The 14,803-nt window shown below is 63.0% G+C and carries 15 protein-coding genes and 1 pseudogene; 11 read left to right on the top strand and 5 right to left on the bottom strand.

The genetic code is table 11. The features are described from left to right. Nucleotides 1–35: 35 nt before the first annotated feature. The 8 genes from NLY44_RS03745 (at nt 36) to NLY44_RS03710 (ending at nt 6,753) form a co-directional block, all read left to right on the top strand. The gene (locus tag NLY44_RS03745) at nt 36–668 is read left to right on the top strand and encodes a DUF4129 domain-containing protein (RefSeq protein WP_023805070.1); all 633 of its coding nucleotides are present in this window, start codon (nt 36–38) and stop codon (nt 666–668) included. After that, nucleotides 665–1,873, top strand: coding sequence for a DUF4350 domain-containing protein (locus tag NLY44_RS03740; protein WP_286456699.1), 1,209 nt, complete (start codon nt 665–667; stop codon nt 1,871–1,873). Before NLY44_RS03745 ends, NLY44_RS03740 begins: the two co-directional genes overlap by 4 nt. Further along, nucleotides 1,860–2,816: an AAA family ATPase gene (locus NLY44_RS03735; RefSeq protein ID WP_023805069.1), complete on the top strand. Its 957-nt coding sequence runs from the start codon at nt 1,860–1,862 to the stop codon at nt 2,814–2,816. Before NLY44_RS03740 ends, NLY44_RS03735 begins: the two co-directional genes overlap by 14 nt. Next, on the top strand, nt 2,813–4,123 hold the full coding sequence (locus tag NLY44_RS03730) for a DUF58 domain-containing protein (protein ID WP_023805068.1): 1,311 nt from the start codon (nt 2,813–2,815) through the stop codon (nt 4,121–4,123). The genes NLY44_RS03735 and NLY44_RS03730 overlap by 4 nt, the downstream gene beginning before the upstream one ends. Next, nucleotides 4,120–5,139, top strand: a complete 1,020-nt coding sequence (locus NLY44_RS03725; protein ID WP_023694395.1) for a stage II sporulation protein M — start codon at nt 4,120–4,122, stop codon at nt 5,137–5,139. Before NLY44_RS03730 ends, NLY44_RS03725 begins: the two co-directional genes overlap by 4 nt. Continuing rightward, nucleotides 5,126–5,992 carry an RDD family protein gene (locus NLY44_RS03720; protein WP_023805067.1) on the top strand — a complete coding sequence of 289 codons (867 nt, stop codon included), beginning with the start codon at nt 5,126–5,128 and terminating at the stop codon, nt 5,990–5,992. Before NLY44_RS03725 ends, NLY44_RS03720 begins: the two co-directional genes overlap by 14 nt. A 77-nt stretch (nt 5,993–6,069) precedes the next feature. Continuing rightward, a complete protein-coding gene (locus NLY44_RS03715) occupies nt 6,070–6,453 on the top strand; it encodes a hypothetical protein (RefSeq protein ID WP_023705783.1) in 384 nt (127 codons plus the stop codon). A gap of 144 nt (nt 6,454–6,597) precedes the next feature. Continuing rightward, nucleotides 6,598–6,753: a hypothetical protein gene (locus tag NLY44_RS03710; protein ID WP_198028963.1), complete on the top strand. Its 156-nt coding sequence runs from the start codon at nt 6,598–6,600 to the stop codon at nt 6,751–6,753. Nucleotides 6,754–6,768: 15 nt separating this feature from the next. Here the strand turns inward: NLY44_RS03710 and NLY44_RS03705 are convergent, their stop codons facing one another. Then, nucleotides 6,769–7,455 (bottom strand): D-lyxose/D-mannose family sugar isomerase, encoded by a 687-nt coding sequence (locus NLY44_RS03705; RefSeq protein ID WP_023750474.1) that lies wholly within the window; start codon nt 7,453–7,455, stop codon nt 6,769–6,771. 150 nt (nt 7,456–7,605) lie between these two features. On the opposite strand from NLY44_RS03705, the gene NLY44_RS03700 reads away from it, so the two are divergent. From NLY44_RS03700 to NLY44_RS03690, 3 genes and pseudogenes are all read left to right on the top strand, one after another. After that, nucleotides 7,606–8,664, top strand: a complete 1,059-nt coding sequence (locus NLY44_RS03700) for a D-TA family PLP-dependent enzyme (protein WP_023805065.1) — start codon at nt 7,606–7,608, stop codon at nt 8,662–8,664. 69 nt (nt 8,665–8,733) lie between these two features. Beyond that, nucleotides 8,734–9,032 (top strand): annotated as a pseudogene (locus NLY44_RS03695) (type II toxin-antitoxin system RelE/ParE family toxin). After that, nucleotides 9,025–9,321: an addiction module antidote protein gene (locus tag NLY44_RS03690; RefSeq protein ID WP_023672893.1), complete on the top strand. Its 297-nt coding sequence runs from the start codon at nt 9,025–9,027 to the stop codon at nt 9,319–9,321. Before NLY44_RS03695 ends, NLY44_RS03690 begins: the two are co-directional and overlap by 8 nt. A gap of 47 nt (nt 9,322–9,368) precedes the next feature. Here NLY44_RS03690 and NLY44_RS03685 read toward each other — a convergent pair whose 3' ends face one another. The 4 genes from NLY44_RS03685 to NLY44_RS03670 all read right to left on the bottom strand — a co-directional run bounded on the left by NLY44_RS03685 (nt 9,369) and on the right by NLY44_RS03670 (nt 14,599). Next, the gene (locus tag NLY44_RS03685) at nt 9,369–11,000 is read right to left on the bottom strand and encodes a tetratricopeptide repeat-containing sulfotransferase family protein (protein WP_031201588.1); all 1,632 of its coding nucleotides are present in this window, start codon (nt 10,998–11,000) and stop codon (nt 9,369–9,371) included. Nucleotides 11,001–11,035: 35 nt separating this feature from the next. Then, nucleotides 11,036–11,707, bottom strand: coding sequence for an outer membrane protein (locus tag NLY44_RS03680; RefSeq protein ID WP_023742739.1), 672 nt, complete (start codon nt 11,705–11,707; stop codon nt 11,036–11,038). A 194-nt stretch (nt 11,708–11,901) separates the two neighbouring features. Then, nucleotides 11,902–12,654, bottom strand: coding sequence for a heme ABC transporter permease (locus NLY44_RS03675; protein ID WP_023682911.1), 753 nt, complete (start codon nt 12,652–12,654; stop codon nt 11,902–11,904). A gap of 172 nt (nt 12,655–12,826) precedes the next feature. Beyond that, the gene (locus tag NLY44_RS03670) at nt 12,827–14,599 is read right to left on the bottom strand and encodes a glucan ABC transporter ATP-binding protein/ permease (protein ID WP_023672897.1); all 1,773 of its coding nucleotides are present in this window, start codon (nt 14,597–14,599) and stop codon (nt 12,827–12,829) included. Nucleotides 14,600–14,803: the final 204 nt, after the last annotated feature.

Below are 14,803 nucleotides of genomic sequence, written 5' to 3'. Positions count from 1 at the left end.
GGCTCGCGAACCGCAGGTTGCAGGGGGGCGAGAAGGTGACTGCTGCACAGCCGGACGCTGCGCAAGCCGAATGGCTGGCCAAACTGCACAAGCAGTTGCTGTCGGACGATTCGATCCAGTTCGACCTGCCGGCCTACAGACCACCCGAGACCCCCGAGTGGCTAAGACCGCTGGGCGAGTTCCTGAAATCGCTCGGCCCTTACATGATCTATCTGTTCTGGGGGGCCGTGATCACAGGTGCCGCAATCATTCTGCTGCTGATTTTGCTTGAGGTGAAAGGCGTCGCCTGGCGCCTGCCCTGGTGGCGCAAAAAGAGCGTGACCGAGGCGGAAGCGACATGGCACCCCGACGTGGGCGCCGCGCAGGTCCTGCTGTCGGAAGCCGATGCGCTGGCCGCCCGGGGCGAGTATGACGAGGCGGTGCATCTCCTGCTGCGCCGCAGCGTTGCCGACATTGCCGGCCGTCTGCCCGACTTCCTGCGCCCGTCGCTGACCGCGCGCGATATCGCGGGAGCGGCGTCGCTGCCAACGCGGGCGCGTGGCGCCTTTACCCAGATCGCGCGCATCGTCGAGGCCGCTCTGTTCGCGCGCCGGCCGGTCGGGCCAGAGGGCTGGCAGGAGGCGCGCAGCGCCTATGAGCGATTCGTCTTCAGGGATGCCTGGATGTGAGTGACACGACAGCCGACATCGCCCAGCAGGAACCGTTCAGCCGCAGGACGGTGTTCTGGGGCATTTTCGCCAGCCTGCTCGCGGCGGCGGGCTTCTTCCTTTTGTCCACCTATGCCCCCGATTTTCGCCAGCCAAGCGTCGGTGGCGCAACGCCGCTGTCGAAGAGCGGCATCGGCTATGCCGGCTTGGCGGAATGGCTGGAGCTGACCGGCGAAGCGCCCGACATGGCGCGGTCCGACATCGATCTTCAGATCGACACGAACCTCCTGATCGTCACCATTTCGCCCGACAGCGACCCGGATGCGCTTGCCAACATCATCAAGCTTCGCAAGGGCCTGGATACGCTGTTCGTGCTGCCCAAATGGGCGACCTTGCCGCTGGCCTTGCACGAAGGCTGGGAGATGAAGATCCAGCGGCTGCCGGATGTGGTGGTCAACGACTGGCTCGGCCGCATCGCCAAGGCCAAGCTCGGCGAAGGTGAGACCACGGTCAAGCAACTCGACGTCTCAGGGCAAATGGTCAGCGTTCCCGGCCAGTTGCAATGGGTGGCCGACGAACACCCGCTGATTGCCGCCGGCAACGGCAAGGCCGTGCTGACCGAGATCGAAGACGAGCGGTTCTACATTCTGACGGACCCCGATCTCATCAATAACGCTGGCTTGAAAGATCCCGACAAGGCGGCGGCGGCGCTCAAGCTGATCGAGCTCCTGCAGCCCGAAGAGCGTGCCGTCATGTTCGACCTGACGCTGCATGGCGCGGGGCGAAAATACGACCTCGCCAAGCTTCTGGTCGAACCGCCTTTCCTGGCGCTGACGCTGACCATCCTGGCGGCCGCGGCACTTGCCTTCCTGCATGGTCTTGGCCGGTTCGGGCCGCCACGGGCCGATCAGCGCGCCATCGCCTTCGGCAAACGCGCGCTGGTCGACACCACGGCGATGCTGTTGCGCCGCGCCGGCCGGCTGGAGGAACTGGGCGACCGCTATGGAGCACTGGCACGCGTGCGCGCCGGCGCGCTGCTCGGCGCGCCGCACGGTTTGCAGGGCGAAGCGCTCGACCGCTGGCTCGATTCCCGCGACAAGGACGAAGCCGGCGGTTTCACGACCCGCCTGCAAGCTGCGAACGCGGCAAAGACCCTGACACAAATGCATGATGCAGCCGAAAAGCTGCACGACTGGACGGCAAGGAGGCTCGGTGAACGTCGATGATGTGAAGGCCCTGGCGACACAGATCAGGGAAGAGGTGGCCAAGGCCATCACCGGGCAACACGATACGGTCGATCTGATGCTCACGGCATTGTTCGCCGGCGGGCATATATTGCTCGAAGGACCGCCGGGCACGGCCAAGACGATGACGGCGCGCTGCTTTGCCCAGGCGCTGGGCGTCGCCTATGGCCGCATCCAGTTCACACCCGACCTGATGCCCGGCGATATCGTCGGTTCCAACATCTACAATTTCCAGACCGGGCAATTCACGCTGACGCGCGGCCCGATCTTCTGCGACCTTTTGCTCGCCGACGAGATCAACCGCACGCCGCCCAAGACCCAGGCTGCCCTTTTGGAGGCGATGCAGGAGCATGCCGTCACCTTCGACGGCACCACTCATGCGCTCGGCCCGAACTTCATGGTGGTGGCGACGCAGAACCCTATCGAACATCAGGGCGTCTATCCTCTGCCCGAGGCGCAGCTCGACCGTTTCCTGTTCAAGCACCGGGTGAGCTACCCCGGCGCGGAAGAGGAAAAGGCGATCATCATCCACCATGGCGGCGGCACCGCCTCGCACGACATCAAGCAGTACGGCATCACCGCCCAGGCCGACCGCAAGACGCTGGAAAAGGCGCTGGCGACCGTCGGCGAGGTCACGCTGGTCGACGATGTCGTCGACTATATCGCAAGGCTGGTGCGGGCTACGCGCGAAAGCCCCGATCTGGAAGTCGGCGCCAGCCCGCGCGCGGGCGCCATGCTGGCGAGAGCCGCGCGCGCCCGGGCGGCGCTCGACGGACGCGCCTATGTCATCCCCGACGACGTCAAGGCGCTTGCGGTGCCGGCGCTGCGCCACCGGGTGATCCTGTCGCCTGCGGCGCAGATCGACGGCCGCCTGGTCGAGCAGATCGTCACCGACCTCGTCGACCAGACGGAAGCGCCACGTTGATCTATCCGAGCGGCCGGGCAGTCTGGGCAGGTGCGGCCGGTGCAATACCGGCCTTCCTGATCGCGCTCGCGCTGCCGTCTCTGTGGTATCTCGGTCTTTTGTGGATTTGCGTGCTGCTTGCTTTCCTGGCCGTGGACGCGGCCGCCGGGCGCGGTCGGGCTTCTCTGAACGCCAGCATCCATGCACCGCCGCAGGTCAGCGTCGGCAGCCAGTTCACCGTCCACGTCACGGCCAGGCTTGGCGGGCGTCCGCGCGCGGTGCAGGCGCGTCTCGGCCATGATGCGCGGCTAGAGCCGCTGGGCGGCACCGGCGGGGCATTGACTGCTGAGGCCGGCAGCGCATCGCTCGACCTCAAATTCCAGGCGCTGCGGCGCGGCATGGCCAGGTTCGACCGCCTGTGGGTGCGCTGGCGCGGGCCGTTCGGGCTGGTCTGGAACCAGGTCGTGCTGCCGATGGACAGCAAGGTGGCGGTGCTGCCCGACGTCAGCAGCGCCCGCGACGAGGCGATCACGCTTTTGCAGCGACAGGCGCTGCCCGACGGCCATGCGCAGCGCCGAGCCGGCCAGGGCCGCGAATTCGAGGCGCTCAAGGATTACCAGCCCGGCATGGGCCGGCGCATGATCGACTGGAAGCGCAGCGCCCGCCACGGCAGGCTTCTGGCGCGCGAATTCCGCATCGAGGAGAACAACAACATCGTGCTGGCCATCGATAGCGGCCGCTTGATGTGCGAGCCCGTCGACGGCGTGCCGAAGGTCGACCGCGCCGTCACCGCCGCTTTGCTGTCGGCGTTCATTGCGCTGAAGGGCGGCGACATGGTCAGCCTGTTCGGCTTCGACGCGCGACCGCGCGTTTCCAGCGGCGCCGTGCGCGGCTCGGCCAGCTTCGCCATGATCCAGAAGCGGGCGGCGGAGATCGACTATTCTACCGAAGAGACCAATTTCACCCTGGCGCTGACGACGCTGGCGGCGCGGCTCGACCGGCGCTCGCTGGTGATCATCTTCACCGATTTTGTCGATCCGATCAGCGCCGAACTGATGCTGCGCACCGTAGGCCGGCTCACCGAACGGCATCTGGTGCTGTTCATGATGATGAAGGATGTCGAGCTGGAGACACTGGCCGACATGCCGCCGGACGCACCGGAGGATGTGGCGCGCTCCGTCGTCGCCGGCGGGCTGCTGCGCGAAAGGCAGGTCGTCATCGGCAGGCTCAGGCTGCTCGGCGCGCATGTCATCGAAGCCGACCATCAGAGGCTCGGGCCGGCGCTGGTCGAGCGCTATCTCGAGCTCAAGCGAGAGGATCTGTTGTGAACGCGCTGGTCGGCAAGGATGCGGTGCGCCAGTCGCTGGCGAGCTTCCGTTCGGAGCGCGAGGCCGACTGGAAGGCGTTCGAGGCGCTGCTTGCCCGGGTCGAGAAACGTGCGCCACGCACGCTATCGGAAGACGAACTGCTGTCGCTGCCGCTGCTCTACCGCTCGGCGCTGTCCTCGCTTTCGGTGGCGCGGGCGACGTCGCTCGACAATGCGCTGGTCAGCTATCTCGAAGCGCTTTGCCTGCGCGGCTACTTCTACCTCTATGGCGCACGTCGCGGCTTGCGGCAGCGCATCGGCGACTTCTTCCTGCATGACTGGCCGCATGCCATTCGCGATTTGTGGCGCGAGACCTTGCTGTCGGTCGTCCTGACCTTTGTCGGCGCCGGCGCCGGCTACTGGCTGGTGGCCAAAGACAAGGGCTGGTTCGACGCCATCATTCCGCCGAGCCTGGCCGGCGGGCGCAACCCGGACGCCTCAGTCGAAGTCCTGCGACAGGTGCTTTATGACGGCGCCGACAGCAATTTCCTGTCTGGCTTCGCCGCCTATCTGTTCACGCACAATGTCCAGGTGGCGATCCTGGCCTTCGCGCTGGGCTTTGCCTTCGCGGTGCCGAGCGTGCTCTTGATCCTGATGAATGGCTGCCTGCTTGGCGCGATGTTCCAGATCTACGTCGCCAAGGGGCTTGGGCTGGAGCTGGGCGGATGGCTGTCCATCCATGGCACCACCGAGATGTTCGCGATCGCCTTGGCGGGCGCCGCCGGCATGCGCATCGGCACGCGCATCGCCTTCCCCGGCGAACTGACGCGGATGACGGCTGCTGCCGATGCCGGGCGCGTGGCCGCCACCACCATGGTCGGGGTGACGATCATGCTTTTGTTTGCCGGCCTGCTCGAAGGCATCGGCAGGCAGGTGATCACCAGCGACGTGACACGCTATGCCATTGGCGGCGTCATGCTGACGCTGTGGCTTTGCTATTTCTATGTGTTCAGGGTGGTGCGGCATGGCGACCGCTAGGCGCGCTGCCGTCTCGACGATACGGCCGCTGATCACGCCGGAAGGGGTCGATCTCCGGATCAAGCTCGCCGATGCCGGCACCCGCGCCGCCGCCTTCCTGCTCGACTTTGTCATCATCATCGTCACGGCGATCGTGATCTCGATCGTTGCACTGTTCGGGCTGGCCGGCCTCAAAGGCGAAGGCGCGCAGCCGCTGTTCATCGTCTGGATCATCCTGATCTTCTTCCTGCGCAACGCCTATTTCATCGTCTTCGAAGCCGGCCGCCGCGCCGCCACGCCCGGCAAACGGATGCTCGGCATCCGGGTGGCGTCGCGCAGCGGCGCCGGCCTGTCAGTCGATCAGGTCATTGCCCGCAACCTGATGCGCGAGATCGAGATCTTCCTGCCGCTGTCGATCATCCTCGGCCGCAGCGAGATGGGGCTCGCCGACACGCTGACGACGATCTTCGGACTGGTGTGGACGCTGCTGTTTGCGCTCTTCCCGCTGTTCAACCGCGACCGCATGCGCATCGGCGACCTTTTGGCCGGAACGTGGGTTGTCGAGGCGCCGAAACTGGCGCTGGTCGAAGACCTGTCGCAACGCCAGGACACCACCACCCGCGCATTCCGCTTCACCCAGGCGCAGCTCGATGCCTATGGCATCGCCGAACTGCACAAGCTGGAGGAAGTGCTGCGCCGCGACGACTATTTCGCGCTGAAAGCCGTGGCCGAAACGATCGGACGCAAGATCGGCATGACGATCGAGCCGGTCGATTCCAGGGCCTTCCTCACCGCCTATTACGGCGAGCTGCGGGCACAGCTTGAGCGCAAGCTGCTGTTGGGCAACCGCAAGGCGGATAAGTATCAGCGGTGAGCCGTGCCTCAGATGGGAGTCGATACATGAGACATTGCTTCCTGAACATAGTTAATAAAAGTGTGTTTGCAATTCCGATGGCTACCACCCGCGACGGCTGGGAGAAGTTCGCAGGTCCCGTCATTTTGATTGGCGAGCTACCTTCGGTCTCCGACAAAGAGATCGGTCTAGCAACACTCAACGCGCTTGGTGCTTATGCCAGCGATGTGCCCGACGACATCGTACACACGGTTCTTCTTGACAGCTCGGCTTCGCGGTTCGGCTTCAAGTCGTACAACTCCCTCCTTCGGAAATCCCGTCAGATGTCGGTCGACCAGGGAAGGGACGACAAATTCACACTTACCCCCTATGCCAAAGTCAACAGAGAGAGTGCCGTGCCGCTGGACACGATCTTGTCTTCAACAGATACGCCAGAGGATCTCGGGCGTGCTGTTCGAGAGTGCATTGCGCTTTGTCGTTAACAGCGTCGAGTAATCGGTCACCATGAACACCTCTCCATCCGAGCTCGAACTCCAGGAAATGGAGGCGCGCGTGCTGCCGCAGCTCAGCCAGGCCCATGGAAATCATGGGTCGAGGGTCGGGATTTGCTGAGCAGATCGAATTTCATGCAAACCGACGAAGGCGCGGATCGCGGCGACGATATCGAAATGGCCAGCGCCACGGCCGAAGACCAGGATTTCATGGCTGCGGCGCGGCAGGACATGCCTCGCCTGATCGCCGAAGTGCGCAGGCTGGGCGCACTTCTCAATCAAACGAAGTAAAAGCGGCGTGGCCGCCTACCCCACCCACTTTTCATAGTCGGACACCAGCAGGTGCACCGGCGCAACGTCCTCGTGGATGTTGGAGAAGCGGCCGATCGGTTCGCGGAAGACGTTGTCGGTAAGGTCGTCATTGACGGTCGAGACCTCGCCGATCAGCACATCCTTGCCCTCGGCCCAGAAGGCGTGCCAGACGCCGGGCAGCAGCGTCACGCTCTGGCCCGGGTCGAGCTTCAGCAGCCCGCCTGCCGGCAGCCTGTGGATGGTGCCGTCGACCGGCACCGTCACTTCGGCCTTCGGATCGATGCCGCCGTCGCGATCGTGCATGAACAGTTCCAGCACGAGCTTACCGCCGCCGCGGTTGATGATGTCCTCGGCCTTGATGTTGTGGCGGTGCATCGGCGACAGCTGATCCTTGCGCGAGATCATGATCTTCTCGGCATAAAGCATGCCCATGCCCTTCTTCATGTCGGCATAGACGCCGTTGCGAACGGTGAACAGGAACAGGCCGAGTTCGTCGAATTTTTCCTGGCCGTAATCGGTGATGTCCCAACCGAGCCGCGAGGTGAAAATGGCGGCGGAGTCGGCCTTGCGCGCCTTCATCTCTTCCGGGCTCCAGTAGGCGAAGGGCGGCATGATGTAGCCGAACGAGCGGATGAAGGCGTCTGCATCGCGGATGATGTCGTTGACGGTGGAGCGTTTCATGATCGTGATCCCTTCGCGTCGCGTTCCCTGGAGTTATCTGAAGCGCATAGCCGAACAGCGCTGCGGTGTCGACGCAAACTGCGTGCTGGCCCCATGACATCCGTGCGGATCGGGGCCATAAGTCAGCCAGATTTCCCAGGGTGATATTTCATGCAAGGCATAGACGACCTCGACACGCCGGCGATCCTCATCGACGCGGCCCGCGCCGAAGCCAACATCGCACGAGCGCAGGCGCATGCCGACCGCCACGGGCTGAAACTCAGGCCGCACATCAAGACGCACAAGCTGCCTTATTGGGCGAAGAAGCAGATGGCGGCCGGCGCGGTCGGCATCACCTGCCAGAAGATCGGCGAGGCGGAAGTGATGGCCGATGCCGGGCTGACCGATATTTTTCTGCCCTACAACATCCTTGGCCGCGCCAAGCTGGAGCGCCTCAAGGCCCTGCATGGCCGTGTGACACTGTCAGTGACGGCCGACAGCCTCGAAACGCTGGAGGGGCTCGCCGCCACCTTCACCGATGCAGGGCACCCCCTGCCCGTCCTGGTCGAATGCGACACCGGCATGGGCCGTTGTGGTGTGCAAAGCGCCGCCGAGGCGCTGGCACTGGCGAAGTTGATCGACCAAGCCAAGGGGCTCACCTTCGGCGGGCTGATGACCTACCCCGCGGCCGGCCGCGCCGCCGAGGCTGAATCGTGGCTGGCCGGCGCCAAACAAACGCTTGCGGCCTCGGGTCTCGCCTGTGAACGCATCTCCAGCGGCGGCACGCCTGACATGTGGCGCTCGGGCGAGGACAGCGTGGTGACCGAATACCGCCCCGGCACCTACATCTACCTCGACCGCTACCAGGTCGCCAAAGGCGTCGGCACGCTCGACGATTGTGCGCTGACGGTGCTCGCCACCGTGGTCAGCCATCCGACGCCGGCCCGCGCCATCCTGGACAGCGGCAGCAAGGCGCTGTCCAGCGACACGCTGGGGCTCGCCGATTTTGGCGAGCTGCTCGGCATGCCCGGCGCCCGCGTCACCAGCTTGAGCGAGGAACATGGCACGGTCACGCTTGGAAATGGTGCGAAGCTTCGCATTGGCGAGCGCGTGCGCGTGGTGCCTGATCATTGCTGCGTCGTGACCAACCTGTTCGACCAGGTGCATCTGATCGACGGTGACAAGGTGCTGGAAACGCTGAAGGTGCAAGCGCGTGGGCGGATGGGGTGAGGCTTTTCGTTTTGGAGGCTCGCCCTATTTCGGCATTGACGAATTGTAATTTATAACTTACTAGTCCCCATGGCAATCCTGAAGCAGACAGCCACCTTTCGGAGGTGGCACCAAAAGCTGAAAGACGGAAGAGCCAAGGCGGCAATTGCCGTTCGGCTGCAACGTTTGATTGTAGGAAATCCCGGCGACTAGTGGGTGAAGGCATCAGTGAATTGCGCATTCACTATGGGCCCGGCTATCGCGTTTATTTTCACAAGCGCGGTGAAACGGTCATCCTGCTCCTGTGCGGCGGGGATAAAAGTTCACAAGAAACCGACATACGGACAGCAAAGCGCCTGGCCGTAGAATGGAGTGACGACAATGGTTGAAAAAATCTATGATTTCGATCCCGCCGAAATGCTCGATTCCGATACGGCAATCGAGGCGTTTCTGGCAGAGGCAATGGAAACCGGAGACGCCAAATTCGTCGCGTCCGCCCTCGGTGTCGTTGCCCGCGCCAAGGGGATGAGCAACATTGCCAGAAAGACCGGCTTGGCTCGCGAGCATCTTTATACCTCGCTCAGCGAAAACGGTAATCCTACGCTGGAAACCACACTGGCGGTCATGAAAGCATTCGGCTTTCATTTGGCCCCAAAGCACGATGCAACTCAGGTCTAATCTACGCCAGCGCGCGTCGAGCGCGAGGTTGTTCGGGCCAACTGAAATCAGGACGGATAAACCGGACCCAGCGCCGCCTTCAGCGGATCCAGCGCGTCGCCATACAGCTTCCAGCGCTCGACCGAGGATGAATAGATCGGCTGGCGCACCTGCCAGCGGCTCGGCGTCCGCACGGTGCGCTCGGTCTCGTTGAAACGCAGGCAGGCATCGTCCCACTCGACGCCGAGGAATCCGATCAATCCACGGGCGCGATTTTCGAAATCGGCGACCGTTTCTTCGTAGGGCATGTCGTGGATATTCAGCGGGATGACCTTGGTCCAATGGCGCATCAGGCGGTCATACTGCCGGTAATACTGCCCAAGCTTGGTAAGATCGGCATTATAGCCGTGCGCCTCGGAAAAATTATGCATGAAACAGGACGCGCAATTGTCCATCGGGTCACGCCGGCAATGGATGATGCGGGCATTCGGCAAGATCAGGCTGATGAAGGCCAGCAGCTCGAAATTGTGCGGCATCTTGTCGACGACAAGCCGCACCGTGTTGTTGCGCTTTTTGAGATCGTCGAGATATTTCGATCCAAGCCCCTTGGCCTTGGCTGCAGTGAGCGCCGCCATGGCCTTGGTGAAAATGGCTGGGTCGAGCTTGTCGAACCCAAGTTCGCCGGCAAGTGAACGAATGGTCGACAACTCCCCGGCGCCATGGATATCGCGATGACTGGCGCATATCTGCTCGGTCAGCGTCGTTCCCGACCGTGGCATGCCGACGATGAAGACCGGGCGTCTGGATGGATTTCCCAAATTGGCTCGCGCCTCGAAGAAGCCGGCGTCGAAAGTGTCGATGAAGCTGTCGTAAAGCTGGGTGTGCCGGTCGATGTCGAAATCATTGCCGGAAATCGCCTTGGCCCTCGCGAAATGGCGGATGGCCGGGCTATACTCGCGCTGATCATTGAGCATCTTGCCGGCGGCGTGGTGCAGCACTACCCGCTCGCGATCGGTGGTTGTCGGCAATTCCAGGCGTTTCAGCACCAAAGGCAACGTCGGATCGTCCTTGACCGCCCGGCGCGCAAGCGCCATTCCAGCCAGCGCCTCGACATGGCCCGGGTCGATGGCAAGGGCCTTGCTGAAGCATTCGACCGCCTCGGCCGGCCGGCCAATGTCGGTGAGCAAATCGCCCATACCGGCAAGTGCCATCACCGACTGGCCGTCGATAGCCAGCGCCTGGCGATAGAACCCTTCGGCAATGTCGCCCTCGAGCTGGCTGCGGTAGGAGCGGCCGAGATTGCACAGCGCTTCGATGAGCCCTCCGTCGAGCTCGATCGCCTTTCTCAGATGTCTGCGCGCCTTGTCGACGTTGCCGGTGACATTGTAGGCATTGCCGAGATTGTTGCGGAAGATGGCGTTGTTCGGTTCGAGCTTGACCGCCCTTTCCATATAGGCAATGGCGGCGTCATGATGCTCGGCCTCGATGGCGAGCGTGCCCATCAGGTTCAGCGCCATGGCATTTTTGGGCTGCGTGCGAAGCACCGTCTGGTAGCAGAACTCGGCCTCGCGAAAACGCTTGCGCCGTTGCAGGTCGATGCCGCGCTGCAATGTCTTTTCCGCCGGCTCACCGGCGGTCGGCAGCGAGGCTGGGATCATTGCCGGCAGGCCCAGGGGTTGCCGGCGTGGCAAGAGCGGCATCCGTCAAATCCCGGTCGCGGCCTGCGACGAACCAATCAGAACTTCAGGGTTACGCCAAGCTGGAGATTGTGGGAGTACAATTTGGCGTTCTCGTATGTGCCGCCGCCATCATTGTCGTCTAGATCCACGCTTGTCACGGCCTTAAAGCGGTAACCGAAATCGAGGTCGACATTCTGCGTTACCGCGTAGGTAACACCGGCGCCCACTTGGCCGGCGAAACCCCAGCCGCCAGGCCCGTATCCAAAGGCGTGGCCATCAAAGTGAGTATCGGCGGTAACATAGGCCGCGCCGACACCGCCGCCGACATAGAGTTTGGCATCACCAAAATGCGCAACATCGGCCCAGACGTTGGCGAGAAGATAGGTGGCCGACAGATTGCCGGAAGCCGGATAGTTGCCGACGCCCGTGTAGCTGTATTCGCTTGCCTTGTAGCGCGCGTAGGACAGTTCGCCTTCGACACGAAACACATCGTTGATGCGCCGACCGACAGCGCCGCCGATTACGAACCCGGTATCAAGATCGACTGAATAGCCAGTACCATTGTAGTCCGTTTTCACATGGTTCGGGAAACTGGCGCCGCCGAAGAGCGTGACGTACCAGAGATCCTCCGCCCTCGGAACGTCGACAATCGCGTCGGCGGCGTAGGCCGAACTCCAACCAAGCGCCAATGCAAATGTCGAGACGCCAGCCAACAAGCGCAGTTTCATCGCCGATTCCCTCGCTACAACTAGTGACTGGTATCACTCTTGCTTCGCGGCTGAGCTGTCAAGAAAGCAAACGAGATCAAGGAGCCAAGCGAAGTCGGGAACAATCTTTTGAGAATTCTTGTTGCTGCACCGCAACATAACAGCACAGGCTAATGTTTGGCGGCAGGCGTATGGCTTCGGTTTTGAAAATCGCGCTAGTCGGCCTGCCGTGCCGCCACCCTGCGCATGGCGATCACCCGCCGGCGGCGGATTTCGGTGCGCATCGCCGTCAAATGCAGCGCGAAGAACAGCACGGTGAAGCCGAGCGCCATCACCAGCAGTGGCCATAGCAGGCTGGGATCGATCGTCGGTCCGCCGAGCCGGAACACCGAGGCCGGCTGGTGCAGCGTGTTCCACCAGTCGACCGAGAATTTGATGATCGGGATGTTGATGAAGCCGACGAGCGTGATGATGGCGGCGGCCCAGGCGGCGCGGCTGGCGTCATCCAGCGCACGCGTCAGCGCGATGATGCCGAGATACATCAGGAACAGGATGAAGACCGAGGTCAGGCGGGCGTCCCAGACCCACCAGGTGCCCCACATCGGCTTGCCCCAGATCGAGCCGGTGACCAGCGCAAGCGCGGTGAAGGTGGCGCCGATCGGGGCTGCCGACTTCAGCGCGACATCGGCCAAGGGATGGCGCCAGACCAGCGTGCCGAGCGCGGCGACGGCCATCACCGTGTAGCACATCATGGCGAGCCAGGCGAAAGGCACGTGGATATACATGATGCGCACCGTGATGCCCTGCTGGAAATCCTCAGGCGCGGCAAAGCTCATATAGAGACCGATGGCGAGCAGGATCGCGGCGATCGACGCCAGCCACGGCACCAGCCTATCGGCCAGCCCGACAAAGCGCGTGGGGTTGGCGAGGTCGGTCCAGCCGGCGAGGCGTGAGGAGGTATCGCTCATAAGGTCTAGATAGACCGGCGGCGCGTTCGGGGCAATCGAGGGAGTGTCGCAGTCTTATTTACCCTCCCCCTCGTGGGGAGGGTCGCTGCGAAGCAGCGGGGTGGGGGTGGTGGGGCACTACCCCACCCGGACCCTACGGGTCCGACCTCCCCACAAGGGGGAGGTAAAAAAGCTACGCCGCTTCGATATTCACGGTGCGGCTGAGGCGGCGGACTTCCTCGTCGTTGAGCAGGCCGCCGGCGCGCAGCAGGCTGGCGAAACGGCCATTGCGCAGCGACAGTTCGGCGAAGCCGCCCATCTCGACCACCTTGCCCTTGTCCATGAACACGACCAGGTCGGCGTCGCGGACGGTGGTCAGGCGGTGGGCGATGATGAAGGTGGTGCGGTTGCGCCTCAGTTCGTCGATGGCTTCCTTGACGCGGTCCTCGGTCTCGACATCGAGCGCGCTCGTTGCCTCGTCGAGCACCAGGATCGGTGCGTCCTTGAGCACGGCGCGGGCAATGGCGATGCGCTGACGCTCGCCGCCTGAAAGCTGGCCGCCGCGCTCGCCAACGACGGTGTCATAGCCGGCGCTCTTGGCAAGGATGAAATCCTGCGCGGCAGCCGCATTGGCGGCGGCGTGAACCTCGTCATAAGTCGCCTCGGCACGACCGACGCGGATGTTGTCCTCGATCGAGCGGTTGAGCAGGCCGGCATCCTGGAAGACGGTGGCGATCGAATGACGCAGCGACTTGCGGGTCACCGTGCGGGTGTCGATGCCGTCGATCAGGATACGGCCATGAGACGGCGAGAAGACGCGCTGCAAGAGGTTGATCAGCGTCGTCTTGCCGGCGCCGGTCGGGCCGACGATGGCAACCGTCTGCCCGGCCTGGACTTCGAAGGAGACGTCGTCGACGCCCTGCCTCGAATTGGCAAACTCGAAGCCGACATTCTCGAAGCGGACGTGGCCGGTGACGTTGGTGAGGTCGCGCAAGCCGTCCGGCTCGGCGGAGTCGGCGGCCGAATCCTCGAGGTGATAGAAGTCCTCGAGCTTGGCGCGGGCTTCCGAAATCTGGTTGGCGAAAGCCGACATCTGGTCGAGGCGGGCAATCAGCAGCGTGGCAAAGCCGGTGAAGGCGATGACGTCGCCGATCTTGAGCTGGCCATGGGTGACCAGATAGGCGCCGATCAAAAGCACAACCATCATCGATATGGTCGACGACAGGCGGTGCAACGCATTGGCCATCGCCCACCAGTCGAGCACCGGGTTCTGCGCGTCGAGCAGGTTCTTGACATAGCGGCGCAGCGTATCGGCCTCGTGGCCGAGACGGTTGTAGCTCTGCAGCACGGCGACATTGCTGACCGAGTCGGTCACATGCGCGAAGACCTGATGGTAGTGGCGCTCGACCGCGGCCTGGCCCGCCTTGGTGCGCTTCATCACAAGCCGGCCGATGCCGACATAGAGAACGCCCAGCGCCATTAGCACCAGCGACATGCGAAGATCCATGCTTATCGCGGTCGGAATCAGCAGAGCCAGCGCAACCGCCGTCGACAGATGCTGGCGCATGAATTCAAGCCACAGGCTGAACAGCGTCTCGACGGCGCGCAGCAGCGTGTGCAGCGCGTTGGAGGTGCCGCGCTGGTGGTGCCAGGCGAGCGGCATGGTGATCACGCGCTCGAACGACTGGCACAGCACCTCGCTGCGCCGCTTGTGGGCAAAACGGTCGGCGCCGCGCGCCACCAGCACGAAGGCGACGATGTTAAAGGCGCCGAGACCGGCCCACAGCGCCAGCGTCGAAAACACCGAACCCTTATCGGAGATGGCGTCGATTACCCGGCCGAACATGATCGGCTCGAGGATGGCGATAATGGCGAGCGCGACATTCGCACCGCAGATAAACGCAACGCGCTTCCTGTCGGCTGCGAGATAACCCAGCGCTCTCCAGTAGATTTGCAGAAGTGACACTTCAGCTACTCCGCCCAAAACATTATTGTGCACCGCACCATTTCTTGACACGTACCGGTTAACGGGTCGCAAAACAATGCCCGTCTACCTCTTCCGTTCCCATTCTGCGAACAAAAGATGACGACGTTGCGAAATCTGCCGTGATCACCTAACGGTTTGAGATAAAAGGTGAAATGTCAGTCTTGCGGCAAAATCATGGCAGCA

It is taken from the genome of Mesorhizobium sp. C089B (assembly GCF_030323125.1).
GTDB lineage: Bacteria > Pseudomonadota > Alphaproteobacteria > Rhizobiales > Rhizobiaceae > Mesorhizobium.
This window is presented reverse-complemented; position numbering and strand designations above follow the sequence as displayed.